The following is a 22,939-nucleotide window of genomic DNA, read 5'->3' on the forward strand; positions in this document are numbered from 1 at the left end:
TCCTATACCAGTCGCGAGGTTTCAACTGCCGCGCGCACAAAATCGGCAAACAGCGGGTGCGGCGCAAAGGGTTTGGATTTCAGTTCGGGGTGGAATTGCACGCCGATGAACCAGGGATGGTCCTGCCATTCCACGATTTCAGGCAGGCGGCCATCGGGGGACATGCCGGAAAATGTAAGGCCGCATTTTTCCAGCGGTTCGCGGTATTTCGTATCAACTTCATAACGGTGACGGTGGCGTTCCTCGATCGCGGTGCCGCCATAGACGTCGGCCACCTTGGACCCGTCTTTCAGGGTCGCATCATAGGCGCCCAGACGCATGGTGCCGCCCTTGTCGTCGCCCGCTTTGCGGCGCACGGTATGGTTGCCCTGCACCCATTCTTTCAGGTGGTAAACCACGGGTTCAAAACGCTTTTTACCCGCTTCGTGGTCAAATTCCTCGGACCCTGCGGTGGTTATCCCAGCGACATTTCGCGCAGCTTCGATCACAGCCAATTGCATCCCCAGACAAATGCCCAGATAGGGGATCTTCTTTTCGCGGGCGAATTGTGCCGCCTTGATCTTGCCCTCGGTGCCGCGTTCTCCAAACCCGCCGGGCACAAGGATCGCGTGCAATCCGGCAAGGGCTGGGGCGGCATCCGCGCTGTCGAATGTTTCGGCGTCCACCCATTTCACGTTCACCTTGACGCGATTGGCCATGCCGCCGTGGGTCAGCGCCTCTTTGATGGATTTATAGGCATCCTCAAGCTGCACATACTTGCCGACGATGGCGATGTTCACCTCACCATCGGTGTTGTGAATGCGGTCGGCGACATCCTCCCAGACGCTCAGGTCAGGTTTGGGCGCGGGGCTGATGTTGAAGGCATCCAGTACCGCCTGATCCAGGCCCTGTTCGTGATAGGCGAGCGGGGCTTCATAGATGGATTTCAGATCATAGGCGGCGATCACCGCATCGGTGCGCACGTTGCAAAACAGCCCGATCTTGGCGCGTTCCTTGTCGGGGATGGGGTGTTCGGACCGGCAGACCAGAACATCGGGCGCGATGCCGATGGAGCGCAATTCCTTGACGCTGTGCTGGGTCGGTTTGGTTTTCAACTCGCCGCTGGCGGCCAGATAGGGCAGCAACGTCAGGTGCATGAAAATGCACTGGCCGCGTGGTTTGTCCTGGGAAAACTGGCGGATCGCCTCGAAAAAGGGCAGGGCCTCGATATCGCCGACGGTGCCGCCGATTTCACACAGCATGAAATCAACCTCGTCCTCGCCGATGCTGATGAAATCTTTGATTTCGTCGGTCACATGCGGGATCACCTGAATGGTTTTGCCCAGATAATCGCCGCGCCGTTCCTTTTCCAGCACGGTGGAATAGACACGCCCAGACGAAATGGAATCCGTATTGCGCGCGGCCACGCCGGTGAAACGTTCATAGTGGCCAAGGTCCAGATCGGTTTCCGCGCCATCGTCTGTCACGAACACTTCACCATGTTCAAAGGGCGACATCGTGCCCGGATCGACGTTCAGATAGGGATCAAGCTTGCGCAGGCGCACCGAAAAACCGCGCGCCTGCAACAGCGAGCCCAAAGCGGCCGAAGCCAGCCCCTTGCCAAGCGAGGATACAACGCCACCAGTGATAAAAATGAATCGCGCCATTGGCCGCAAGCCCCCGTGAAGTGCGCCCGCAAATCGGGCAAATTATTTGGAAAAGCGACCCTTCAGAATCGCATCATCACGGGATTTAATTATATCCGCAAATCGCTGTGTAACGCAACCAGCGACCCAAGATCATGTTGGCAAAGCCCGCGCCATGCCAACCCCTTGTGGTCAAACGAACACTTAGTTGGCGTCAGGCACCAAGGGCTGACCCGGATCGGAAGGCGGCAAGAGGTCAGCACCCGGCACCAGCCCTTCGGGCGCCGTTTCTTCGATTGCGGCGGGTTCACCACCGTCCACGACCGACCCGCCAGCGGAATCGCGCGCGGCGATAATCGTCAACGCGACCGATGTGCAGATGAACGCAATCGCAAGGATCCATGTAACCTTGCCCATGGCTGTCGCGGCCGACCGGCCCGTCATTGCGCCGCCGCCACCGCCACCAATGCCAAGCCCGCCACCTTCGGAGCGCTGCAACAGCACCACGCCGATCAGCGTCAACGCGAGGATCAGATGAACGACAAGAACGACATTTTCCATGGGTGCGGCCTTACTGGATTGGAACGGGTGGTATCTAGAAGCGAACGACGCATCCCGCAACCCCCAAGATCACTCATCCACGTCATCCATGTCGGCCTGACCTGACAGGCGGCGGCGCACGTGGCTCCACGACAGGCCCACGCCAAGGACCAGCGACATGGCGGTCAGGCCGATCCATGTGTTCGCGGTCGGGTTTTCAAACGACATCCAGCCCATGTCATAGGCGACCCACAGCAGCGCCGCGACCATCGCCAGCACCAGAAACATTCCGAATGCCCCGATACTGCGCAGGGTCGCGCGCAAGTAAATGATGTAGCCGACCAACAGCACCAGCGCGAACAGCACCGTGACCGACAGCTGCGTCTGGTAGTTTGCACTGGCCCAGCGCACGAAATTCCACTGGGTCGGATTATAGCTTGCGGCCAGAAGAACAAAGGCAAACAGCCACCGCATCACAAATCCCATTCCGTTTCCTTTCGCGCGTTTTGCCCAATTTGGCCAAGCATCGCTGCGCTGTCCAGTCGCGGCGCGCAGTTTGCGGTTTCGCACCCGCGCGCGCGGCGATATACGGACGCGGGTTTGACCGGATAGGAATCGTTGAACATGGCGAATGTGGTGGTTGTCGGCGCACAATGGGGCGATGAGGGCAAAGGCAAGATCGTGGACTGGCTGTCCGAACGCGCCGATGTGATCGCGCGCTTTCAGGGCGGGCATAATGCGGGCCACACGCTGGTGATTGATGGCAAGGTTTATAAGCTGCACGCGCTGCCATCCGGTGTGGTGCGCGGCGGCAAACTGTCGGTGATTGGCAACGGTGTTGTGCTTGACCCTTGGCACCTGCTCGACGAGATCGACACGATCCGCAGTCAAGGCGTTGAAATTTCGCCCGAAAACCTGATGATCGCTGAAAATACGCCGCTGATCCTGCCGTTTCACGGGGAATTGGACCGCGCACGCGAAAACCAGAATTCGGTTGCCAAGATCGGCACCACAGGGCGCGGGATCGGCCCCGCCTATGAAGACAAAGTCGGGCGCCGCGTGATCCGTGTGGCCGATCTGGCGGATGATGCGACGCTGGTTTTGCGGGTTGAACGCGCGCTTGTGCATCACAATGCCTTGCGCAAGGGGCTGGGTCTGACCGAGATTGACGGCGATGCCCTGATCGCAAAACTGCGCGAGATCGCCCCGAAAATCCTACCCTTTGCCGCCCCTGTCTGGAAAGTGCTGGCTGAAAAACGCAAAGCCGGCAAACGCATCCTGTTCGAGGGGGCGCAGGGCGCGTTGCTGGATATTGATTTTGGCACCTATCCGTTTGTGACCTCGTCCAATGTGATTGCCGGGCAGGCCGCCACCGGTGTCGGCCTTGGCCCCACGGCGATTGATTACGTTCTTGGGATCGTCAAAGCCTATACGACCCGCGTTGGCGAAGGCCCGTTCCCGACGGAACTGGACGATGCCGATGGCCAGCGGCTGGGTGAACGCGGCCACGAATTTGGCACGACCACGGGGCGCAAGCGCCGCTGCGGCTGGTTTGATGCAGCCCTGCTGCGCCAGACCTGCGCTACATCGGGGATCACTGGCATTTGCCTCACCAAACTTGACGTGCTCGACGGGTTCGAGACACTGAAAATCTGCGTGGGCTATGATCTGGATGGAAAACAGCTTGATTATCTGCCCACGGCTGCGGATCAGCAGGCCCGTTGCAAGCCGATTTACGAAGAAATGCCGGGCTGGTCGGAAAGCACCGAAGGTGCCCGCAGCTGGGCCGACCTGCCTGCCAATGCGATCAAATACGTCAAGCGGATCGAAGAACTGATTGATTGCCCCGCGGCACTGGTGTCCACCTCGCCCGAGCGCGAGGACACGATCCTTGTCACCGATCCGTTTGCCGACTGATGGCCCAAAATAGTAGACTGTCGCACAAAGCCAGAAAGCGCTGGGCGCTGGCGATCCTTTTGATCGGGCTGCCAGCCTACATCGTGATTTGCGTCAGCATCATCAACTGGCTTTACCCCGACCCGACGGCGCGTGTACCAATCTGGGCGGAACTGGGCATCTACATCGGGCTGGGTGTGCTTTGGGTGTTCCCGCTGAAGTTTGTGTTCAAAGGGATCGGGCAGAACGACCCGGACGCATGAGCCGCAAGGGCGTGCAGGCCGACCCTGACTTAGACGCCGCCACGTTGCGCAGGGCTAATTTGCACGGCAGCCTTTGGATGATTGCCGCGATGGCGCTGTTCGCTGCCGAGGACGCCTTTATCAAAGTCGCCGCCAAATCAATCCCTGTCGGGCAAATCCTGATCATTTTCGGGCTTGGCGGGGCGCTGGTCTTTGCGGGGGTAGCGCTGGTTCACAAAGAGCCTTTGTTCAACGCAAACGTTGTATCCCGCCCGATGCGCATTCGCGCAGTTTTCGAAATCACGGGCCGCTTGTTTTATGTTTTGGCAATTGCCGCGATTCCACTGTCGGCTGTCACCGTCATTTTGCAGGCAACGCCGATTGTCGTGGTGACAGGGGCCGCCCTGATCTTTGGCGAAAGGGTCGGCTGGCGGCGCTGGTTGGCCATTTTCACCGGCTTGGCAGGCGTGATCGTGATTATCCAACCGGGAACCGAGAGTTTTTCGGCGCTGTCACTTTTGGCGGTGATCGGAATGATCGGTTTTGCAGGGCGTGACCTTGCCAGCCGCGCAGCCCCGCGCGCACTTAGCACCACACTCCTCGGGCTTTATGGGTTCTTGTCCATCGTGGTCGCGGGAATGCTGTATTCACTTTGGCAAATGGCCCCGATCGTATGGCCGAGCGCGCCCGTGTGCCTTGCCCTTCTCGGGACGATTGTCGCAGGCGTCGTGGCCTATTCCTGTCTGATGAAAGCCATGCGCACTGGCGAAGTTTCGGCTGTGACGCCGTTTCGATATACGCGCATCCTGTTCGGGATCGGATTGGGTGTGGCACTGTTTGGCGAAACGCTGAGCGGCGCAATGATCGCGGGGTCGTGCCTGATCGTCCTATCGGGCCTGTTCATTTTGCGGCGCGGTCAGCAGGTGAAACGCTCTACCAACGTCCCCCGTTGAACGCGGGCACACGCTGCCAATCTGTCACAGCTGCGACCGGTTGAATGCACACGGATGCTTCATAGCTAAAGCGTAACCGAACACGAAATATGAAAGGACAAAGCATGACCGATACAACTGACTACGGCGCGAACCCTTATGTCGTGGATATCGAGAAGGACACGCTTGAAAACCCGAATTTCCGCACAACCCGCTGGACGGGCAAGAATATCCAGCTGACGCTGATGTCGATTTCGGTGGGGGGCGATATCGGCATGGAAGTGCATGAAACACATGATCAATTCCTGCGCCTTGAGCAGGGTAAGGGCCGCGTGCAGATGGGCCCAAGCGAAACCGATCTGAATTTCGAACGCGAGGTGAGTGCTGATTTCGCTGTCTTTGTGCCTGCCGGAATGTGGCACAACATCACCAATACCGGCGATGAACCGATCAAGCTTTATGCGATCTATGGCCCGCCCGATCATCTGCATGGAACGGTTCATGCGACGCAAGAAGATGCCAAGAACGACCCAAACGAGCACTGAACGCACATGCCACCCCGCACGGGGATAAACGACAAAAAGGCGGGGAGATTATCCCCGCCTTTTCAAATTTTTGGTACGCTGCGATTACCCGGCGGCGCTGCGCCGTTCAGGGTGAAAGCGCGTCTGGTCGGACACCTGGAACCGGCCATTGCTGATCTTGTTGATCCGCCCTTCGCGCAGCAGGGTTCCGAAAGAACGCAAGCCGTCTTCACGGTTGAATTCCTCGGGGTCCAGTGCGCGCACTTTCTTCATGATCTGCGGGCGCGAGAATTCCTCGGCCCCTTCCACGAAGGCGGTGTAGGCTGCGGCGGCTTCCAGCAGGTCAGGCAGCGCAGTTGCTCCCATGTTTTCCGCAAATTCGGCAAATGAATCTGCATCAGAAGGGGCTGTTGCCACGGCTGTGGCCACACGGCGCGGACGCACCGGCGTCACCGGACCATCGCTGGCGGGCTTGGGCGCGTCGACACGCTGCGAGGCGACCAGTTTCAGCGGTGCCGGACGGGGCCGTTCGGTTTGCGCTTCGCCGCGTGTTGCACGGCGCGGGCGCACGACCTGTTGCAGGTCTTCGCGGAACGCGTTTTCAGCTTCGCCATCGTCGGTCTTGTCCTCGCCCAAGGCACGGGCGGCTTCGGTCGCGGCCACGGCAGCCTTGAGCTGCGAAATGGCCTGACGGCGGCGGTTGCTTTCAGGTTCGGCCAGTTCGGCGTCTGCCTGATCCATGATCCGCGACATTGCGGCCTCGTCCTCGTCAACCGTTTCCGACAGGATCGCGCGACCACGGCGTTCGCCGCGTTGCTCTGCGACCTGGGGGCCGGTTTCGCGTTCGACTTCGGCCAGTTCTTCCATCAGCGCGGCTTCTTCCTCGGCTGACAGCGGGTCGTCATCCACATCGGCGATATCGACATCATCGGCACCGTCAAGGTCCGCAAGCGAGGCGGCGATGGCGATGTCGTCTTCGATCTCGTCGTCATAGTCTTCGTCGAAATCGGCCATGTCGTTGCCATCGTCTGCGGCATCGTCAACGTCTTCTTCAAGCGCACCTGCCTGCACCGCCGCATCAAACGCCGCGCGCTTCATACGCATCACGCGGGGCTGGATCGGGGCGTCGTCAGCCGCGTCCGGATGATCTTCAGCGGTGTCGGCATCGCCCTGATCGTCTTGGGCGGGGTCCGCGGCGGGTTGATCATCCTCGGCACTTTCGTGCGCGGGTTGATCATCCGTGTCACCATCCATGAAACGGGCCACAAGATCGTCGCCGTCTGCTTCGGCGGGCGCCACATCGTCGGATGTGTCCGCATCGTCGTCGCTGTCAGAACCGGACTGCGCAATGATGGCGGCAAGGGTGTCGTCGTCAGACCCGGCCGGTGTTTCGTCGGCTGTTTCTACCGCATCATCCAGATCGCCGGTCATGTCCGTGGCTTGCGCATCTTCCATGTCATCTGCGTCAAACGCAGCGATGGGATCAACGTCAGCCACATTTGGCGCGTGCAGGTCCTCGGCATAGTCCGCCGTTTCGCCGTCGCTGTTACCCGATCCAACTACGGCGCGGATGCGCTGTAGTTTGGCGGCAACGCTATCGGCGTCAGGATGGCTTGGCGGCGTGTGACGCAGGGCGGGGGCGGGTTGCGCCTGTTCGTCTGCGTCTTCGGCCACGTCATCCGTGTCGGGCGTTGAAATTGCCGCCTCCGAACCGTCAGCCGCGAGCACTGAGGCAGGATCATGCTGATCCGCCTCGGCCTCGGGCTGGGGGCGTTCCCGGCTGCATCTGCCGTCGCAGGCGCATCGGTGTCTGATGTGTCATGATCCGTTGCTGCCGATTGGGCAGGGGATGCCACGGGCGCGGCCAGCGCTTCGGCGGCGCGCAGCACGATGCCGCTTTCGTCGCTTCGGGCCTGAACCGGGCGCGAAATTTCGCGCTGGGCAATCCGCGCCAACATCTCGGCGTCGGGTGTTGGGGGCTCCGCCCCGAAATACCGGTCTTCACTTGCCAGATCGCGGAAATACTCCGCAATCGCTTTCATCGTGGAGAAGGAATCGTCAAATCCCTCCAACGTGCACGAGAAAGTGCCGTAAGAAACGGTAAGAATCTTGCTTGATTCAACCATTGTGTGCTCGCTTTCTCCCAATCCCAGCGACAATCTGTTTACCATCAATTGGTTCGCAATCCGGAACAAGACCGCGTTAATAGGGGTATTATTTCGTGACCAAACTAAGGAATGTTTCCCGAATGGCGGTTAATCCTGCATGACGTCCCCTGTTGTTCACAAATCGGAACCAGTCACGCTGGTCGGTGGAGGCGTGTTTAGCGCGGATGATCTTACTTTGGCGTTAAAACATGCGCCATGGTTGGTGGCTGCGGACGGTGGCGCGAATGCACTTGTGGGGCATGTGCCGCCGCCCGTTGCGGTGATTGGCGACCTTGATAGCCTGTCAAATAAGGCCAAAGCGGCGTTTGCCAAGGTGCTGCACGATGTTGCGGAACAAGACACCACCGATTTCGAGAAATGCCTCACCCGAATCACCGCGCCCGTGATCCTGGCCGTCGGGTTTACCGGCGGGCGGCTTGATCACACGCTTTCAACCCTCAACAACCTTGCGCGTTACCGCGACCGCCCGGTGATCCTGATCGGGCCGGATGACATCAGTTTTCTGGTGCCGCACAGCAAGATCACCCTAGATTTGCCCGTGGCGACCCGTTTGTCGTTGATGCCCCTGTCGGACGCGCGGGTTGATACAAATGGCCTGCGCTGGGAGGTCACGGACGCCGCCCTGCATCCCGCCTGCGCCGTCAGTATTTCAAACGAAACCAGCGCGCCGCAGGTCACCATTCACGCGATGGGGCCGGTGTTGATCACTCTGCCGCAGGGGGCGCTGGCAGCCGCGATAACCGCTGTTCGCGCAGGATAACGTAAAGCCCCGCCGCGATCGTGACGGCAATCCCGAGCGCCGCCAGCCCGTTGGGCAAGTCGCGAAAGATCAGCCAGCCGATCACCGTCGCAATCGGAATTTCCAGATATTGCATCGGCGCAAGCGTGGCCGAGGGGGCAAAGCGCAGGCTCCATGTCATGAGCAGATGCGCCATGGTTCCCAGCACACCCAGCAACCCCAACAGCACCCAGTCGCCCCCCGCGGGCATCGCAAGTGTCAACGCTGGAACCTGCGCAAACAGCGCCATCAGGGGCACGAGGATTACCAGCGCCATCACCCCGCTGGTGGCTTGCAGGGCGATGGGATCAACGGATTTGGCAATCTGGCGCGTCACGAGCATGAACAGCGCAAACACCACAGCAACCAGCAGCGGCAACAGGGCCGGCGCGCCAACTTCGGCAAAGTTCGGCTGGACCACCAGCAAGGTGCCGCCAAACCCGACCATACAGGCGATCAGCCGGTGCGGGCCAATTTCCTCGCCCAGCACGTATTTGCCCAGCAGCAGCATGATGAACGGCATCACAAAGGCAATCGCCACCGCATCCGCCAGCGGCAAATACCGCAATGACGTGAACATCGCCCCGATTCCGACGATATGCAGCACCGTGCGCAGGGCCGTGAGTGCGGCGATCCGGCGGGTCGTGCGCAGGGTGGCGCCCATGATCATGACCAGCGGCAAAAGAACCAGCGCCTGCACCCCGAACCGCGTCAGGATCAACTGCCCCAGCGACACGGTATCGCCCAACACCTTGGCCAATGAATCCCCCAATGGCGCAAGGATGCAAAAGCCAAGCATCAACAGGATGCCAAGAAAGGGGCGGTCAGCGGTCATTCGGGCAAGCTAGCGAGAGGACGCAGGCAGGGCAATATGGGAGGAGCACGACAAACCGTTGGATGAACGCGCCTCGCCCCACCCCGATGTGCGGCTGGTGGAGGGGGTAGCCAGCCACCTGCACCACGACCAGCTCGGCTCGGTTGTGATGATCACCGACAGCGCGGGGGCCAGGGCGCAGCAGGCGCAATATGCGCCGTTCGGGGCCGTCGTCTTTGCGCAAACCTACGTCCCCGCCGTCGCCCCCGAGGCACGCGGTTTCATCGGCGAACGTTTTGATGCGGACGCCGGCCTGCAATACCTTAACGCCCGCTACTACGACCCCGAACTGGGGCTGTTCCTGCAACCGGACTGGTTCGAGGTGACCGAGGCTGGGGTCGGGACGAACCGGTATGCTTATAGCCTCAACGATCCGGTGAACAAGTTGGACCCGAATGGCAACAATGCTGAGAACCCGACTTGGTTTGATAGGTTCGTTAATTCCATTGGCCGAGGTTTCGAACGCTTTGCACCAGAGGGTGCATCCCAGCGGGGCGCATTTGTAAACTCGGTCGATATCGTCGCAGACACGGTGGTGCCAGCAAACGCGGCTTGGGGGGACGCGATAGATGCAGCCGTGGACGGTAGGTACCACGATGCAGCCCTTAACACGGGCTTGGGCGCAGCGGAGTTTGGCCTTGTTTTCGTGGGGGCGAGAGCAACTCAACCTAGGCCTAATACGCCAAAGGCAACGGCGACTCCACCAACAACTGAGCAACCTTCGGGCGTGGTTTACCGCAGAATAAACCCTGAAACAGGTCAGTGCTATGTCGGACAATGCATCTCGGAGCAACGCTATGTAGTTCGACAGGGAGAGCATAACAGAGCATTGGGAGTGCAGCATGATTACGATATCTTAGGCTCTGCGGAACCAGGTGTTGCCTTGGACGTCTTAGAAGAAACTTTTATCCGTCGGCTAGGTGGCCTTGAAGCTCGCGGCGGTCTACTAGGAAACATGCGTCATCAGATGAATCCGAACCGTTATGTTGGTAACGGAGGTTTAGAGAATCTACCTTACTTTTGGGAGCAATAGACATGGCTCGGAAAATCAAAAAACAGTCATGGGGAGCTGGCGATCTATTTGTTATTGAGACGCGCGATGGGCTTTTGCGCTTGGGGCAAGTGCTCGGTGCAGAGGTAAGTGCATTAAATAGCGCGATATGTGCCTACTCACTAAAAGCTTGGGACCCCAAGGTCGGCAAGCCGACCTTGGACGAAAACGATATCATTTCTGTCGGCTTTGCAACGAGAGACCTATTAGATTCAGGCGGTTGGCGTGTTGTTGGGCACCAGAATGTACTGCCGTTTATTGAAGAGTTCGATCTTGAAACGCGTAAAGCGGAGGGTTTTGTTGGGACAAAAGTGCGAGGATCTGGACTGGTCATTCAGTTTTTAGACGCCTGTCTCGGCCTGTTGCCTTGGGACAAAATGTTTGATCCCGAATACTTTGAAAAACTCTTGATTGACCCATCCAGAAAGCCAAAGAACCTTATCTATAAAACCAATTCCAAACGGCACTAGTAACCTATAACGGTGAAAACCGTCCTCTGTCGGTGCTGTGGAACGGCGTGCTGACCGAATATGTCTACGCCGCCACTGGCGCGCGGCTCAAAATGGTGACCGAGGTTGGCACGCCGGGAGAGGCTGAAACGCTGTATCTCGGTCCGCTGGAGGTCCGTGATTTTGGCACCACCAGCGCCACCCATGTCGCCACGCCCCACCCCGATGTGCGGCTGGTGGAGGGGGTCGCCAGCCACCTGCACCGCGACCAGCTCGGCTCGGTTGTGATGATCACCGACAGCGCCGGGGCCAAGGCGCGCCAGACGCAATATGCGCCGTTCGGGGCGGTCGTCCTTGCGCAAACCTTCGACCCCGCCGTGGCCCCCGAGGCACGCGGTTTCATCGGCGAACGCTTCGATGCGGACGCAGGGCTGCAATACCTCAACGCGCGCTACTACGACCCCGAACTGGGCCTGTTCCTGCAACCGGACTGGTTCGAGGTGACAGACGCGGGCGTCGGGACGAACCGGTATGCCTACGCGGGCGGCGATCCGGTGAATTTGCGTGATCCAGGTGGGAACCAAAGTCGAGGCGGATCTGCAGTACCGAACTATTCGCACCTTCCGAGTTGGCAGCTTAACAACCAGATCATTCGAAATCTCACAGGGCAGGTCCAACTTATTAACCCAAATTACAGTGCGATGAGGCCCCCAGCCGAGCAAATTAGCCCAAGGGCGCAGCGGCGGATAATCAATGGGCTAAGACGCGATCTTCGTAGCGAACAATGGGCTCAACGGCAATCATTTGAGGCCATCAATGGACGGGAATCTCCATTGGGAAGCCATCAGGACGCAACGGTTTCCCCCATGTTAAGAGGTGTAAATCAGGGATTGAGAATCTCTGGCCAAAGAGATGCCATCGCCTTCTTGCAAGGCAGTGCTGTTACGGGAACTCGCTACACTACTGGAGAACTTTTTAGACTTCCGAGCCAATCGGGGCCATCCCTGTCATCACGCGGGCCAAGCGCCAGTGACTATGATGTAGCAATAGCCAGCCCCAATCTCTATGCTCGAGCGGTGACGTTGCCCGGAGCTTTTATTAGAAACTCCGGCGGAGTGGAGAGAGTCGTTAGGATCAATGAACAACAAATGCAAACTCTTGGACTAGGTAGCGTATACCGCAATGCACAAAGGGCGGCAAATAGCACAGTTGTGAATTTCGCTATTTTTAGAGACGCATCCCAAGCTTACAATTGGAGGCCGTCCTTTTTGGGGACGGACTAGCAAGAATGAAGAGTGAAGCGACCTACGCTATCGACGCTTTTGATGAACTAACCGGCTTACCGGTTGAAGAGTGGTTAAGTTCACCGAAAGATATCAAAGCCGTTGCAAAATCTCTGGGCCTTTGTGTGAAGGATTTTTGGGAGGACAACGGCGATTTTGAGATTCATCTAACAGACTTTTGCGAAAGGTGTAGCATACGAATAATCGGGGTTCCCGATTGTGAAATATGGATAGAAAATCAACAGGTTAATGATACATTTGGGCAAGATGGATACCATTTGTTGCAAATTTCAGCTCATAACCCTCAAACGCTAGATCGTCTAAAAGAGAAGATCACCGATCGTTTTGAGTGCTTGGCAATCGACAATTAATTCCCCTCGCCTTCCCCCAACTCATGGGGGTTAGACAGCTTTCTAACAACGTACGCCGACGCCGCCACCGGAGCGCGGCTAGTTGACGGCGTTGTCAGCCACCTGCACCGCGACCGGCTTGGCTCGGTTGTGATAATCACCGACAGCGCGGGGCCCAAGGCGCGGCAGATGCAATACGCGCCGTTCGGGGCGGTCGTCCTTGCGCAAACCTACGACCCCGCCGTGCCCGCCGACGCGCGCGGTTACATCGGTGAACGCTTCGATGCGGACGCAGGCCTGCAATACCTCAACGCCCGCTACTACGACCCCGAGCTGGGCCTGTTCCTGCAACCCGATTGGTTTGAGGTGACGGAGGTTGGAGTTGGGACGAACCGGTATGCGTATTCCGGGAACGATCCGGTGAATTTGTTGGATCCGGGGGGGAATGCGCTTTTTGATTGGTTTATGTCTGAAGAGGAGTCACGAGAAGCTAACTATCGAGCAGCCGAAGGTTTGCAACGAAGCGCCGAACGAATACGAAACTCTGACCGTGCAGTTGATCAACTGTTTGACATGCTTGGCTCCGATGAGCGCGACTTCACGTCTATGGGCGAGTATCTGGACAGAACCGAAATGTCGCGTGGCGAACGTGTTCGACATGATATCGGTAGCGCATTGGAAATGGCTGTTTACGTGTTGCCGCGGCCAGGCTTAGGAGGCGGCCCCCGAGCAGTTCGGGTGCAACCGAGTCTACCCATAGGATCTCCTGCAGTCCCGGGTCGCGTGGCCACTAGAATAAACTTGGAACGTGGCGCTTGGCGGCATGTCACTGAAAGACACTTCGACCCAAGCAAGAATGCCAGTCAGTTTTCGATCGGGCAAGCCGAACTGAGGACTCTTCTTCAGAGTGAGCGTGTCATACATGCTCCCATCGCAAGAACAGCCGAAAGTTTTGGAGCTGGGACAATCTATGTTAGAGAAGTGAATGTAGGGAGAGTAATTGGGATGGACAAATTTAATGGATTTAGGCCAACGTCTTCAATTACAGTTATGACGAACCGTTATGGAAACCTGATCACAACTCACCCCGGATTGATGCGATGAACAGTTGCAGAAATAGAGAACTAATTCGAGAGCTATTAGAAAGTCGCCAAATGTTTGCGGCTAGTAGTTATTATTCAGAAATCGAAAGTGTCATTCAAAAAAAATTCCCCGATTCCAAGTTGTTATTTCTTATTGACTATTTTCCTGAGCAAGATAGCCAGATTTTTTGCTTATTGATTGATGGTGAGAAAATTGTTTGGGTGGAAACTGGCTTGCAACCATACCAAGCGAAATCGGCTATTATTAAGTATTCAAGCCTTGATGGTTACCGAGAAGAATCTGGTAAACTCAAGAAAAGGAAACTTTCAGTCGCTTTGAGTTTGGCTGCCAAAGAAGGCGGTTCTCCAACATCTTAAGCGACCTATGTTTAAACACCATCCTTGCCAGTTTTTCTCACCGGTCTGCATGGCAAGGTGATGACCTATGACGGTGAAAACCGTCCGCTGTCGGTGCTCTGGAACGGGGTGTTGACTGAATACGTCTACGCTGCCACCGGCACGCGGCTCAAGATGATCGGCGATGTTGGCACGGCATCCGAGGCGGAAACCCTTTACCTTGGCCCGCTGGAGGTCCGTGATTTTGGCACCACCGGTGCGGTCACCGTTGCCACGCCCCACCCCGATGTGCGGCTGGTGGAGGGGGTCGTCAGCCACCTGCATCACGACCAGCTTGGCTCGGCTCAAGATGATCACCGACAGCGCCGGGGCCAAAGCGCGGCAGGCGCAATACGTGCGGCCTTCAGATCGCCGCTGCGGGCGGGCTTTGTGTGACCAGTGGCTTGCGCGCGTTTACCCGTTCGCGGTGGATCACATAGAGGCCCGATCCGACGATCACAGCGATGCCGGTCAGGGTCAGGGTATCGGGGAAGTCGTCAAACACCAGATAACCCAGTAGCGCCGCCATGACGATTTCCAGATAATGCAGCGGGGCGAGGGTGGCGGAGGGCGCAAATTTCAGCGCATAGGTCATCATCAAGTGGGACAGCGCCGCAAAGAACCCGACACCGGCCAGCCACAGCCAGACAACCCCCTGGGGCATCACTGGATCAAGCGTGGCCCAGCCGCGCCCGTCCGCCAACCAAATCACCGGAATGCAGATCAGGCTGGCAACCAGCGCCGTGTGAAACTGCATCGCCACCGGGTGCATCCGCCGCGACAACCCGCGTGTGACCAGCATATAGGCGGCAAAGCTGAACGCGGTGCCCAGCGGCAACAGGGCGACCGCGCCAAACGCGACAAAGCTGGGCTGGATCACCAGCAGAACGCCAGCAAAGCCCACGGCGGCGGCACCAATCCGGCGCGGGCCAACCTCGTCACCAAAGACCAGTCTGGCAAAGATCAGGATGATAAACGGCTCGACAAAGACAATCGCCAGCGCATCGGCCAAGGGCATGACGGCAAGCGCGCCGATGAACAGATATGTCGACAGGATCAGTAGTAATGCTCGTGCCGTGACGATCCCCCACAACCCGCGGCGCAGCTGCAAGCCAAGGCCCATCGCCAGACAAATCGGCAGCATCAACACCGCCTGCACGACAAAGCGCGCGGTGGTGATCTGCCCCACGGGAAGGGTCGCGGCAGCCAGTTTGGCCGCTACATCCAGCATCGGCGCGAACACGCAGAACCCCAGCATCAAAACGATACCGGGCAGGATGCGATCCGCGTCAGCGGTGGGGGCGATTGCGACAGTCATGCGGCGGGCTTAAGGGTGCGCAACCGACAGGTCTAGCCTGGGCGCGACACTTAGGGGTTATCGAACCGGTCCTGCACATAGCCGTCGATGACAGGGGCAAGGGTAGTGAGCACAGTTTCGTTAGTCAGCCGGTCTCCATCCAACGCGGTGACACCCACACAGGTGCTCCCCCAGCCGGGCATGGTGATCAGAATACGGCGGCTGCCGCGCACCAGATAGACATCGTCGTAAGCCGTATCGCCCAACAGGTCGCCCAGCGCCACATGCGCATCATCGCAGCGGAACGCGCGGTTGGCGTCAAACATCTGCGCCAGCAGGGCGGCACGTGCGGGTGCATCGTCGGACACCAGCAGCGCGGTGCGGCAGTCCTGACGGCCAATCGCATTCAGGATCGCGAGGGTTACGGGATCATGATAGCCGATGGTCACGGGCAGGCGCATGCCGGCCTTCCCATCGCGGCTGAGGGTGAATTGCAGCGTCGCGCCTGCTGTCATGGCGTCAAACAGGGCCGCGGCGCGGGCCGGATCGCTGACATCGACCCCGTCGATTGCGGTGATCAGATCGCCGGTTTTCAGGCCCGCCCGGCGCGCTGGGCTGTCATCGTAAACCGCCGTCAGCTCAAGCCCGCCCGTAACATCACTATAGCGCATGCCGATCCAGCCGATCTGCGTATCAAGTGCCCCCAGCAGGGCATCGCGGTCCAGCCAGTCGGGCGCACCAAGGTCGTGCAGGGAAAACGAAATCGGGCAAGGATCGCCTGCTTGCGCGGTAACGGGGGACAGGGCGATCAGTGCGGCAGCGGCAACGCGTTTCATCGGAATTCCTCGTGCGAAATGCCTTAGCCTAGCAGTTGGGCACGTTCACCGCCAAGCCACCCAATGCGGTTTCCTTGTATTTCTCGGACATATCCGCGCCGGTCTGACGCATGGTTTCAATTGCGGCGTCCAGTGGCACAAGGTGGGTGCCGTCCCCGCGCAGCGACAGGCTGGCAGCGGATACGGCCTTGATCGCACCAAGGCCATTGCGTTCGATGCAAGGCACCTGCACCAGCCCACGCACCGGATCGCAGGTCATGCCCAGATGGTGTTCCAGCGCGATTTCAGCCGCGTTTTCAACCTGTTCCGGCGTGCCGCCCATCACGGAGCACAGACCGGCGGCGGCCATGGCAGCAGCGCTGCCCACCTCGGCCTGACAGCCTGCCTCGGCCCCCGAAATGGAGGCGTTGAATTTCACCAGACCGCCAATCGCCGCCGCCGTCAGCAGGAAATCGGGTATCTTCGACGGGGCCGCACCCGGCACATGATCCAGCCAATACCGGATCGTCGCAGGCACCACACCCGCCGCGCCATTGGTGGGTGCGGTCACGACCTGCCCACCGGCGGCATTTTCCTCGTTTACGGCCATGGCATAGGTGGACATCCAGTCGTTGATCGTGTGCGGCGCGTTGAGGTTCATGCCCCGTTCGGCCTGCAAGGCGTCATGGATCGCCTTGGCGCGGCGTTTGACATGCAACCCGCCGGGCAGGATACCATCAGTGTTCAGCCCGCGGTCGATACAGGCGTTCATCACCTCCCAGATGCGCGACAACCCCTTGCTGACGTGGCCGGAGCCGTTGCGCGAATGTTCGTTCTCGCGCTTCATGTCGGCGATGGACAGGCCGGACTCGGCGGCCATATCCAGCATTTCCTTGGCCGATTTGAACGGAAACGGCACTGGCGGGCCATCATCGGTGTCCTTGCCTGCGGCCAGTTCATCGGCCGTCAGAACGAACCCGCCACCGATAGAATAATACGTCACCTCGGTGATCGTATCGCCCTGCGGGTCGCGCCCGCGCAGGATCAGCCCGTTGGCATGGCCGGGCAGGGCAGGGCCATAGTCGAACTCAAGATCATCAGCAGGGTTGAACACCAGATCGCCCAACCCTTCGGGCGATACAAATCCTTCGGCCTTGATCCGCGTCAGTTCGGCCTCGGCCTTGTCGGCATCATAATCATCAGCGCGAAATCCGGCGAGACCAAGGATCACCGCGCGGTCCGTCGCGTGGCCCACGCCGGTGAATGCCAGCGATCCGTGCAGCGAGGCGTGCAGACCGGCGACCTTGAAGGGCTGGGCGCGCAAATGGTCCAGAAACCGCGCGGCGGCGACCATCGGGCCGATCGTGTGGCTGGACGAGGGGCCAACGCCCACTTTGAACATATCGAAGACAGAGAGGAACATCAGGTTGCACTTCCTTCGGGGGGGTTAGGCAGGTGTGGGTCTGAAAAAGGTGTCGGGCCAAGCCCTTCGGCGGTTCGGGCAAGGGCGGTTACGGGCCATGTATCAGCCGCGCGGGCAAAGGCAAGCAGGCGCGGGGTGCGCGCCAGATCAAACCACGCGGTATCGCCACCGTAAAGGGCCAGCCAGCGCAGCATCGGCGCAAGGTAACAGGCAGGTGCGCCGGGGTGTTCGGCGTCCAGCCACGGGGCATCATGCGCGCTATCAAGGATCGCGAGTTGGCCGTTGATCCGTGTGCGGGTTGTGCTGCGCAGGGCGTCTGCGTCGCCGCTGGTAAAGTGGTCAGGATAAAACAGCATGCGCAGGTTGGGATGCAGGGTATTGGACAGCCAGAACAGCCATTTCAGCGCCGCCGCACGGTCAGCGCCACTGTCGGGCAGCAATCCGGCGTGGTGATCGGACAGCCACTGCAAGATCGCGCCCGTTTCAAACAACACCCCGTCGGGCGTTTCCAGCACAGGGATCAATCCGTTGGGATTGAGCGCCAGAAAGCGCGGCGATTTCTGCCCCCGCGCGGCGCGATCCACCAAAACGGTGTCGAACGACGCGCCCACAGAATCCAGCGCCAGCCGCACACAAAGCGACGCGTTGTCAGGGGCATAGTGAAGGCGCAAACGGTTGGTCATGACGCGAGATTACGCCAAGCCCGCAGGGATGGCTGCGCGAAAACGACTGTTTTGGAGGAATCGAACCAAAAGGGAAATGTCCGGTATGCGGGACAAAGCGGGATTTCGGTGCGGTAGCTGCCAAGCGCTGCTTTCTTGCAATGTGGTCCCACATAGAGTTTTCAATCAAGCGCTGTGTCTCGCCCGGCACCGCGAAGCCGACTGAGTGTGACCGGAGTGACACCGAGAAAGGATGCTATCAAATAATGGCTGAAGAGGTCTTCGTGACACGGGAAACCTTTGCGAAACCACGCTAGGCGCTCCGCGCCGCCAAGTGCAGCCAGGCACCATTCACGATCAGCCTTACGGGCCAGTTCTTGCTGCAAAATGCGGTTTGCCCAATCGCGAATTGGCTCCGAAGCCAACATAAGCTCAGTCAAAGCGCGGCTGTCCAATTGCGCAACCAACGCGTCCGCAATCACATCTATTGATACCAGCGAGATCCCGTTTCTGGTTCTCGCGACATTTGGCGTAACGACGCAAGGACCAGCTTGAAAGCCAACGCAAACGGCGCGACCTTCGGGATCGCTGATTTGGCTGGCGGCGCGTCCATCTAGAATGATGTGCTCCATTGGGTCTGGTTCGCCCTGCGTTGCAATGCGACGCCCCTTTTCGACATATTCAATGCCCCACGCAGCGGCGAACGCTCGCGCGGTGTCTTTGTCCAAAGCGCTTGGGGAACTGGTGAAAAACGCCAGAAGGTCCAAAACTCAAATTCCTTATCAAACGATAATGCCAGCTTTGCTCGCGTTCCCTACGACGGTTGTAACGGTAAGGAGACCAACCAAATGACGATACCACCTACACAGCACATGCAGCAAGCAGCCCACTTCGGCCTCGCAGCCAGCGGAGCACCGGCAGAAATGTTGGAGGATTCTCCAATGGCTCAGCAAAATTCAAACCCGGCCCGAAAAACAATCATGCGGGCATTCAAGATCGTTCTCATTATTTCAGGTGGCGTTATTGGGGCGCTGATCTTGGCTACGCTTGGTTTGTATTTCGCCACATCCGGGCAATACCCGGTGCTTGCCACCGTGGAAGACGATGCCTCGCTTCCACAAATTGAAATCAACGGCGTGCGTCTGCATGCGGAAACATACGGCGACCCGTCACACCCGATGATCATCGTGCTTCACGGAGGTCCGGGCGGAGATTACAGATCACAACTTGGCGCGAGATCGCTGGCAGATACCAATTTCGTCGTGTTTTACGACCAAAGAGGTGCGGGACTGTCCGAAAGAGTTCCGGCGGAAGATCTGTCCGTCCCCATGTATATGGCAGAGCTTGACGCGGTGATCGAATACTACTCACCGGATCGTCCCGTAACCCTGTTGGGGCATTCATGGGGCGCAATGCTTGCGACGGCCTATTTGGGAGAAGCGCCGGAAAAAGTCGCACGTGCGATTTTGTTGGAACCGGGCTTTTTCACTGGCGAAGAGGCTCAGGATTGGATGACACAAGCAAAACCATATATGTCTGGACTGGGGTTTTATAAGCAGGCCGCAATCGCCGCTTTTCAGTCGCTACATGTGTCCGGTCCCGACCAGAGCGCCGGTCAAGACTATATGATGGGCGAGATTATTCACGAATTCGTCAATCACCCGGATAACCCGTATCACTGTCCGGGCGAAGACTTCGACGCGGCGGCGTGGCGATTTGGTGCTACGGCCAACCAAGCGGCGGGCAAAACCGGTGCTGCCGAAATTGATCTTATTGCCCAGGGTGCCCAAAGCTATACCGGACCTGTCCTTTTGCTCGCCAGTGCGTGCAACGACTGGATTGGCGAGGATGCGCAACGTGTTCACCTGAGCTTTTTTCAAAAGGGAGAGCTTATGATTGTGCCAAACTCCGGTCACGATTTGATTTGGGACAATCCGGACGAAACAATGCCGTTGATCCGTGCATTTCTTGACAAGTAAACCAGAGACAAGGGCTGTTCCGTGTGGACAGCCCTTACTCCGCGACATGAAACCAAAATGGTCGTCGGCCCAGGTGGCGGCATCGGTTACTCTGGGCTCGTTGCCGCCATTCGCGCCCGTCAGGTGCGGCTTGGCAACCTGATCACAATCTGATCCATCCATACTCCCCACAACTTCCGTCACCGCAATCCGCATTTCTGGGGTCGCGCGGCGCGTGTTCCGGCTTTATAACGCCCACATCTGCCATATACCGGAGCTGCCCCATGACCTTTGATCTTTCGCCCATCGACAAAGCGAAATTCGCTGCCGCCAAGCGGGCCACCGATTTCGTCGAGGACGGGATGCGTGTGGGTCTTGGCACAGGCAGCACGGCGGCTTGGCTGGTCAAGTGTCTGGGCGAGATGGTCCAGAAAGATGGTTTGCGCATCAAGGGCGTGCCCACTTCCAGCCGCACCGCGCAGATGGCGCGCGAAGTGGGGATCGAGGTGATTTCGCTGGACGAGGCCAAGTGGCTGGACCTGACCATTGACGGGGCCGATGAATATGATGGCAACCTGAACCTGATCAAGGGCGGGGGCGGCGCGCACTTGCAGGAAAAGATCGTCGCGACCGCCAGCGACCAGATGGTCGTGATTGCCGATATCGGCAAGCAGGTTGAAACGCTGGGGGCTTTCCCGCTGCCCGTCGAGGTGATCCCCTTTGGCTGGCAGACCACGAAAACCCTGCTGGAGGAAACGCTGATCGGTATGGATGTGCTGGGCCGCACCACCAGCCTGCGCATGAACGGCGATCATCCCTTCATCACCGACGAGGGCAACCACATCATCGACCTTCACCTGAACCGGATCGGCAATGCCCGCCAGCTGAGCCTTGTTCTTAACCAGATCCCCGGCGTCGTGGAAAACGGCTTGTTCATCGATATCTGTGATGCGGTCGTGATCGGTCACGGCGACGGCCGCGTCGAAGTGCGCGACATCAATCAAGGCACGATCGAGGAAAGCCAGATCGAGTTCGTCGAAACGGAAAACCTGTTTAGCGATCTTTAGCGCGAAAGCGGCGCGCGCAATTTCCGCGCCAGCTCACGCGCGATTGATCGGGTCCAAGGCTGGCATTCCCGTGCGCGCTATGGTCTATCCGATACGATGTTGGAACGAGGGCACGGATGACCGACTTTGACTATGACCTTTTCGTAATTGGTGGCGGTTCTGGGGGCGTGCGCGCTGCCCGCGTGGCCGCCGCGACCGGCGCCAAGGTCGCGCTGGCCGAAGAATACCGTATGGGTGGCACCTGTGTCATCCGTGGCTGCGTGCCCAAAAAGCTGATGGTCTTTGCCTCGGAATACCGCGAGATGTTCGACGATGCCCGCGCCTATGGCTGGGATGTGCAGGACGGGCAGTTTGACTGGCCCCGTTTTCGCACCAAGCTGCACGCCGAACTTGACCGTCTGGAAGGCGTCTATCGCCGTTTGCTGGACGGGTCGGGCGTGGATATCATCGACAGCCGCGCAACGCTGGCTGACGCCCACACTGTGAAACTGGCCGATAGCAGCACCAAATCCGCGAAGCATATTCTGGTTGCCACGGGTGGGCGCCCGCAACTGCCCGATATGAAAAACGCCGATCTGGGCATCACCAGCAACGATATCTTCAAGCTGGAGGCGTTGCCCAAATCTATCCTGATCGTCGGCGGTGGCTACATTGCCTGCGAATTTGCCTGCATTTTGCACGGGCTGGGTGTGGAAGTGACGCAGTTCTATCGTGGCGCGCAAATCCTGCGTGGGTTCGATGACGAGGCCCGCGGGTTGGTCAGCGAGGAAATGCAGCAGCGCGGCGTCAATCTGCACCTTGGCACCAATGTGCTTGAGATGGAGAAGCGCGAGGGCGGTGTTTGGGTCAAGGCGACAAACGGCACCGAAACAACCTTTGATCATGTGATGTTCGCCACGGGTCGCGCGCCCAATACCGAAGGGATGGGGCTGGCTGATATCGGTGTCGCACTGGGCCGTCAGGGCGAAATTGTCGTCGACGACTATTCCCAGACAAAGGTGCCGTCGGTCTTTGCGATTGGTGACGTCACCAACCGCGTGCAATTGACCCCCGTGGCCATCCGCGAGGCGATGGCCTTTGTGGAGACGGTCTTTCATGGCAAGCCAACCAAAGTGGATCATCACCTGATCCCCAGCGCGATTTTCACGCAACCGGAAATGGGCACTGTGGGCCTGTCCGAAGAAGCCGCACGCGACATTGAACCGGTGGACATCTACTGCACTTCGTTCAAACCGATGCAGCAGGCCTTTGCCGGACGCAGCGACCGGGTGCTGATGAAACTGGTTGTTTCCAAGGAAACCCGCAGGGTTCTGGGCTGTCACATCGTCAGCCCCCATGCAGGCGAAATGATCCAACTGGCGGGCATTGCCGTCAAGATGGGGGCCACCAAAGAGGACTTTGATCGCACGGTTGCCGTGCATCCGACGATCTCGGAAGAACTGGTAACAATGCGAGACCCTGTGCGCAGCGGTTGAAATCCGCTAGAAACCACACAGATTGAACGGTAAGCCCAAAGGCGGGCACAGC

At 58.8% G+C, this 22,939-nt stretch carries 25 protein-coding genes; 15 read left to right on the forward strand and 10 right to left on the reverse strand.

What is annotated here, in order from left to right; genetic code table 11:
* Nucleotides 1-2 precede the first annotated feature (2 nt).
* From SJY21_RS15330 to SJY21_RS15340, 3 genes are all read right to left on the reverse strand, one after another.
* On the reverse strand, nucleotides 3-1,646 hold the full coding sequence (locus tag SJY21_RS15330; RefSeq protein ID WP_377512689.1) for a CTP synthase: 1,644 nt from the start codon (nucleotides 1,644-1,646) through the stop codon (nucleotides 3-5).
* 183 nt (nucleotides 1,647-1,829) lie between these two features.
* Nucleotides 1,830-2,186: a preprotein translocase subunit SecG gene (gene secG / locus SJY21_RS15335; RefSeq protein WP_377512692.1), complete on the reverse strand. Its 357-nt coding sequence runs from the start codon at nucleotides 2,184-2,186 to the stop codon at nucleotides 1,830-1,832.
* A gap of 69 nt (nucleotides 2,187-2,255) precedes the next feature.
* Nucleotides 2,256-2,651 (reverse strand): DUF6524 family protein, encoded by a 396-nt coding sequence (locus tag SJY21_RS15340; protein ID WP_377512695.1) that lies wholly within the window; start codon nucleotides 2,649-2,651, stop codon nucleotides 2,256-2,258.
* A 138-nt stretch (nucleotides 2,652-2,789) separates the two neighbouring features.
* Between SJY21_RS15340 and SJY21_RS15345 the strand changes: the two genes are divergently transcribed.
* The 4 genes from SJY21_RS15345 (at nucleotide 2,790) to SJY21_RS15360 (ending at nucleotide 5,780) form a co-directional block, all read left to right on the forward strand.
* The gene (locus SJY21_RS15345) at nucleotides 2,790-4,082 is read left to right on the forward strand and encodes an adenylosuccinate synthase (RefSeq protein ID WP_377512698.1); all 1,293 of its coding nucleotides are present in this window, start codon (nucleotides 2,790-2,792) and stop codon (nucleotides 4,080-4,082) included.
* The gene (locus SJY21_RS15350) at nucleotides 4,082-4,324 is read left to right on the forward strand and encodes a DUF2842 domain-containing protein (protein ID WP_377512701.1); all 243 of its coding nucleotides are present in this window, start codon (nucleotides 4,082-4,084) and stop codon (nucleotides 4,322-4,324) included. Before SJY21_RS15345 ends, SJY21_RS15350 begins: the two co-directional genes overlap by 1 nt.
* Nucleotides 4,321-5,256: a DMT family transporter gene (locus SJY21_RS15355; RefSeq protein ID WP_377512704.1), complete on the forward strand. Its 936-nt coding sequence runs from the start codon at nucleotides 4,321-4,323 to the stop codon at nucleotides 5,254-5,256. Before SJY21_RS15350 ends, SJY21_RS15355 begins: the two co-directional genes overlap by 4 nt.
* Nucleotides 5,257-5,360: 104 nt before the next feature.
* Nucleotides 5,361-5,780, forward strand: a complete 420-nt coding sequence (locus SJY21_RS15360; protein WP_377512707.1) for a cupin domain-containing protein — start codon at nucleotides 5,361-5,363, stop codon at nucleotides 5,778-5,780.
* An 84-nt stretch (nucleotides 5,781-5,864) separates the two neighbouring features.
* On the opposite strand, the gene SJY21_RS15365 is transcribed toward SJY21_RS15360, so the two are convergent.
* Nucleotides 5,865-7,487 carry a hypothetical protein gene (locus tag SJY21_RS15365; RefSeq protein WP_377512711.1) on the reverse strand — a complete coding sequence of 541 codons (1,623 nt, stop codon included), beginning with the start codon at nucleotides 7,485-7,487 and terminating at the stop codon, nucleotides 5,865-5,867.
* A 537-nt stretch (nucleotides 7,488-8,024) separates the two neighbouring features.
* Between SJY21_RS15365 and SJY21_RS15370 the strand changes: the two genes are divergently transcribed.
* Nucleotides 8,025-8,687 (forward strand): thiamine diphosphokinase, encoded by a 663-nt coding sequence (locus SJY21_RS15370; RefSeq protein ID WP_377512714.1) that lies wholly within the window; start codon nucleotides 8,025-8,027, stop codon nucleotides 8,685-8,687.
* Here the strand turns inward: SJY21_RS15370 and SJY21_RS15375 are convergent.
* Complete coding sequence (locus tag SJY21_RS15375) at nucleotides 8,632-9,540, reverse strand: DMT family transporter (RefSeq protein ID WP_377512717.1); 909 nt, start codon at nucleotides 9,538-9,540, stop codon at nucleotides 8,632-8,634. The two genes, SJY21_RS15370 and SJY21_RS15375, sit on opposite strands and share 56 nt — an antisense overlap.
* A gap of 58 nt (nucleotides 9,541-9,598) precedes the next feature.
* Here SJY21_RS15375 and SJY21_RS15380 point away from each other — a divergent pair, with 58 nt between their 5' ends.
* The 7 genes from SJY21_RS15380 to SJY21_RS15410 all read left to right on the forward strand — a co-directional run bounded on the left by SJY21_RS15380 (nucleotide 9,599) and on the right by SJY21_RS15410 (nucleotide 14,586).
* Nucleotides 9,599-10,612: an RHS repeat-associated core domain-containing protein gene (locus tag SJY21_RS15380; RefSeq protein ID WP_377512721.1), complete on the forward strand. Its 1,014-nt coding sequence runs from the start codon at nucleotides 9,599-9,601 to the stop codon at nucleotides 10,610-10,612.
* 2 nt (nucleotides 10,613-10,614) lie between these two features.
* Complete coding sequence (locus SJY21_RS15385; RefSeq protein WP_377512725.1) at nucleotides 10,615-11,100, forward strand: hypothetical protein; 486 nt, start codon at nucleotides 10,615-10,617, stop codon at nucleotides 11,098-11,100.
* A 47-nt stretch (nucleotides 11,101-11,147) separates the two neighbouring features.
* On the forward strand, nucleotides 11,148-12,362 hold the full coding sequence (locus tag SJY21_RS15390) for an RHS repeat-associated core domain-containing protein (protein ID WP_377512728.1): 1,215 nt from the start codon (nucleotides 11,148-11,150) through the stop codon (nucleotides 12,360-12,362).
* Nucleotides 12,363-12,367: 5 nt separating this feature from the next.
* Nucleotides 12,368-12,733, forward strand: a complete 366-nt coding sequence (locus tag SJY21_RS15395; protein WP_377512731.1) for a hypothetical protein — start codon at nucleotides 12,368-12,370, stop codon at nucleotides 12,731-12,733.
* Nucleotides 12,734-12,901: 168 nt separating this feature from the next.
* Nucleotides 12,902-13,816, forward strand: a complete 915-nt coding sequence (locus SJY21_RS15400; protein WP_377512734.1) for an RHS repeat-associated core domain-containing protein — start codon at nucleotides 12,902-12,904, stop codon at nucleotides 13,814-13,816.
* Entirely contained in the window at nucleotides 13,813-14,172 is a 360-nt protein-coding gene (locus SJY21_RS15405) for a hypothetical protein (RefSeq protein ID WP_377512738.1), read from the forward strand. Before SJY21_RS15400 ends, SJY21_RS15405 begins: the two co-directional genes overlap by 4 nt.
* Nucleotides 14,173-14,196: 24 nt before the next feature.
* A complete protein-coding gene (locus SJY21_RS15410) occupies nucleotides 14,197-14,586 on the forward strand; it encodes a hypothetical protein (protein WP_377512740.1) in 390 nt (129 codons plus the stop codon).
* Here SJY21_RS15410 and SJY21_RS15415 read toward each other — a convergent pair.
* The 5 genes from SJY21_RS15415 to SJY21_RS15435 all read right to left on the reverse strand — a co-directional run bounded on the left by SJY21_RS15415 (nucleotide 14,555) and on the right by SJY21_RS15435 (nucleotide 19,154).
* Nucleotides 14,555-15,508, reverse strand: a complete 954-nt coding sequence (locus tag SJY21_RS15415; RefSeq protein WP_377512743.1) for a DMT family transporter — start codon at nucleotides 15,506-15,508, stop codon at nucleotides 14,555-14,557. The genes SJY21_RS15410 and SJY21_RS15415 overlap by 32 nt on opposite strands.
* 50 nt (nucleotides 15,509-15,558) lie before the next feature.
* Complete coding sequence (locus SJY21_RS15420; protein WP_377512746.1) at nucleotides 15,559-16,323, reverse strand: PDZ domain-containing protein; 765 nt, start codon at nucleotides 16,321-16,323, stop codon at nucleotides 15,559-15,561.
* 28 nt (nucleotides 16,324-16,351) lie between these two features.
* Complete coding sequence (locus tag SJY21_RS15425; protein WP_377512749.1) at nucleotides 16,352-17,725, reverse strand: L-serine ammonia-lyase; 1,374 nt, start codon at nucleotides 17,723-17,725, stop codon at nucleotides 16,352-16,354.
* Nucleotides 17,725-18,408: a glutathione S-transferase family protein gene (locus SJY21_RS15430; RefSeq protein WP_377512752.1), complete on the reverse strand. Its 684-nt coding sequence runs from the start codon at nucleotides 18,406-18,408 to the stop codon at nucleotides 17,725-17,727. Before SJY21_RS15430 ends, SJY21_RS15425 begins: the two co-directional genes overlap by 1 nt.
* A gap of 161 nt (nucleotides 18,409-18,569) precedes the next feature.
* On the reverse strand, nucleotides 18,570-19,154 hold the full coding sequence (locus tag SJY21_RS15435) for a Crp/Fnr family transcriptional regulator (RefSeq protein ID WP_377512754.1): 585 nt from the start codon (nucleotides 19,152-19,154) through the stop codon (nucleotides 18,570-18,572).
* A gap of 105 nt (nucleotides 19,155-19,259) precedes the next feature.
* Between SJY21_RS15435 and SJY21_RS15440 the strand changes: the two genes are divergently transcribed.
* From SJY21_RS15440 to gor, 3 genes are all read left to right on the forward strand, one after another.
* Nucleotides 19,260-20,366 (forward strand): alpha/beta fold hydrolase, encoded by a 1,107-nt coding sequence (locus tag SJY21_RS15440; protein WP_377512756.1) that lies wholly within the window; start codon nucleotides 19,260-19,262, stop codon nucleotides 20,364-20,366.
* 263 nt (nucleotides 20,367-20,629) lie between these two features.
* Nucleotides 20,630-21,412 carry a ribose-5-phosphate isomerase RpiA gene (gene rpiA, locus SJY21_RS15445; RefSeq protein ID WP_377512759.1) on the forward strand — a complete coding sequence of 261 codons (783 nt, stop codon included), beginning with the start codon at nucleotides 20,630-20,632 and terminating at the stop codon, nucleotides 21,410-21,412.
* A 116-nt stretch (nucleotides 21,413-21,528) separates the two neighbouring features.
* Nucleotides 21,529-22,887 carry a glutathione-disulfide reductase gene (gor, locus tag SJY21_RS15450; RefSeq protein ID WP_377512762.1) on the forward strand — a complete coding sequence of 453 codons (1,359 nt, stop codon included), beginning with the start codon at nucleotides 21,529-21,531 and terminating at the stop codon, nucleotides 22,885-22,887.
* Nucleotides 22,888-22,939 lie beyond the last annotated feature (52 nt).

It is taken from the genome of Octadecabacter sp. R77987, from assembly GCF_042466115.1.
Taxonomy (GTDB): Bacteria; Pseudomonadota; Alphaproteobacteria; order Rhodobacterales; family Rhodobacteraceae; genus SW4.

Bases quoted from the DNA above. Each gene is read 5' to 3' on its own strand.
- SJY21_RS15375 (WP_377512717.1), bottom strand. From the start codon at position 9,540: ATGACCGCTGACCGCCCCTTTCTTGGCATCCTGTTGATGCTTGGCTTT.
- SJY21_RS15385 (WP_377512725.1), top strand. From the start codon at position 10,615: ATGGCTCGGAAAATCAAAAAACAGTCATGGGGAGCTGGCGATCTATTT.
- SJY21_RS15340 (WP_377512695.1), bottom strand. From the start codon at position 2,651: ATGGGATTTGTGATGCGGTGGCTGTTTGCCTTTGTTCTTCTGGCCGCA.
- SJY21_RS15360 (WP_377512707.1), top strand. From the start codon at position 5,361: ATGACCGATACAACTGACTACGGCGCGAACCCTTATGTCGTGGATATC.
- SJY21_RS15355 (WP_377512704.1), top strand. From the start codon at position 4,321: ATGAGCCGCAAGGGCGTGCAGGCCGACCCTGACTTAGACGCCGCCACG.
- SJY21_RS15425 (WP_377512749.1), bottom strand. From the start codon at position 17,725: ATGTTCCTCTCTGTCTTCGATATGTTCAAAGTGGGCGTTGGCCCCTCG.
- SJY21_RS15405 (WP_377512738.1), top strand. From the start codon at position 13,813: ATGAACAGTTGCAGAAATAGAGAACTAATTCGAGAGCTATTAGAAAGT.
- SJY21_RS15395 (WP_377512731.1), top strand. From the start codon at position 12,368: ATGAAGAGTGAAGCGACCTACGCTATCGACGCTTTTGATGAACTAACC.
- SJY21_RS15430 (WP_377512752.1), bottom strand. From the start codon at position 18,408: ATGACCAACCGTTTGCGCCTTCACTATGCCCCTGACAACGCGTCGCTT.
- gor (WP_377512762.1), top strand. From the start codon at position 21,529: ATGACCGACTTTGACTATGACCTTTTCGTAATTGGTGGCGGTTCTGGG.
- SJY21_RS15440 (WP_377512756.1), top strand. From the start codon at position 19,260: ATGCAGCAAGCAGCCCACTTCGGCCTCGCAGCCAGCGGAGCACCGGCA.
- SJY21_RS15370 (WP_377512714.1), top strand. From the start codon at position 8,025: ATGACGTCCCCTGTTGTTCACAAATCGGAACCAGTCACGCTGGTCGGT.
- secG (WP_377512692.1), bottom strand. From the start codon at position 2,186: ATGGAAAATGTCGTTCTTGTCGTTCATCTGATCCTCGCGTTGACGCTG.
- SJY21_RS15400 (WP_377512734.1), top strand. From the start codon at position 12,902: ATGCAATACGCGCCGTTCGGGGCGGTCGTCCTTGCGCAAACCTACGAC.
- rpiA (WP_377512759.1), top strand. From the start codon at position 20,630: ATGACCTTTGATCTTTCGCCCATCGACAAAGCGAAATTCGCTGCCGCC.
- SJY21_RS15330 (WP_377512689.1), bottom strand. From the start codon at position 1,646: ATGGCGCGATTCATTTTTATCACTGGTGGCGTTGTATCCTCGCTTGGC.
- SJY21_RS15345 (WP_377512698.1), top strand. From the start codon at position 2,790: ATGGCGAATGTGGTGGTTGTCGGCGCACAATGGGGCGATGAGGGCAAA.
- SJY21_RS15350 (WP_377512701.1), top strand. From the start codon at position 4,082: ATGGCCCAAAATAGTAGACTGTCGCACAAAGCCAGAAAGCGCTGGGCG.
- SJY21_RS15415 (WP_377512743.1), bottom strand. From the start codon at position 15,508: ATGACTGTCGCAATCGCCCCCACCGCTGACGCGGATCGCATCCTGCCC.
- SJY21_RS15420 (WP_377512746.1), bottom strand. From the start codon at position 16,323: ATGAAACGCGTTGCCGCTGCCGCACTGATCGCCCTGTCCCCCGTTACC.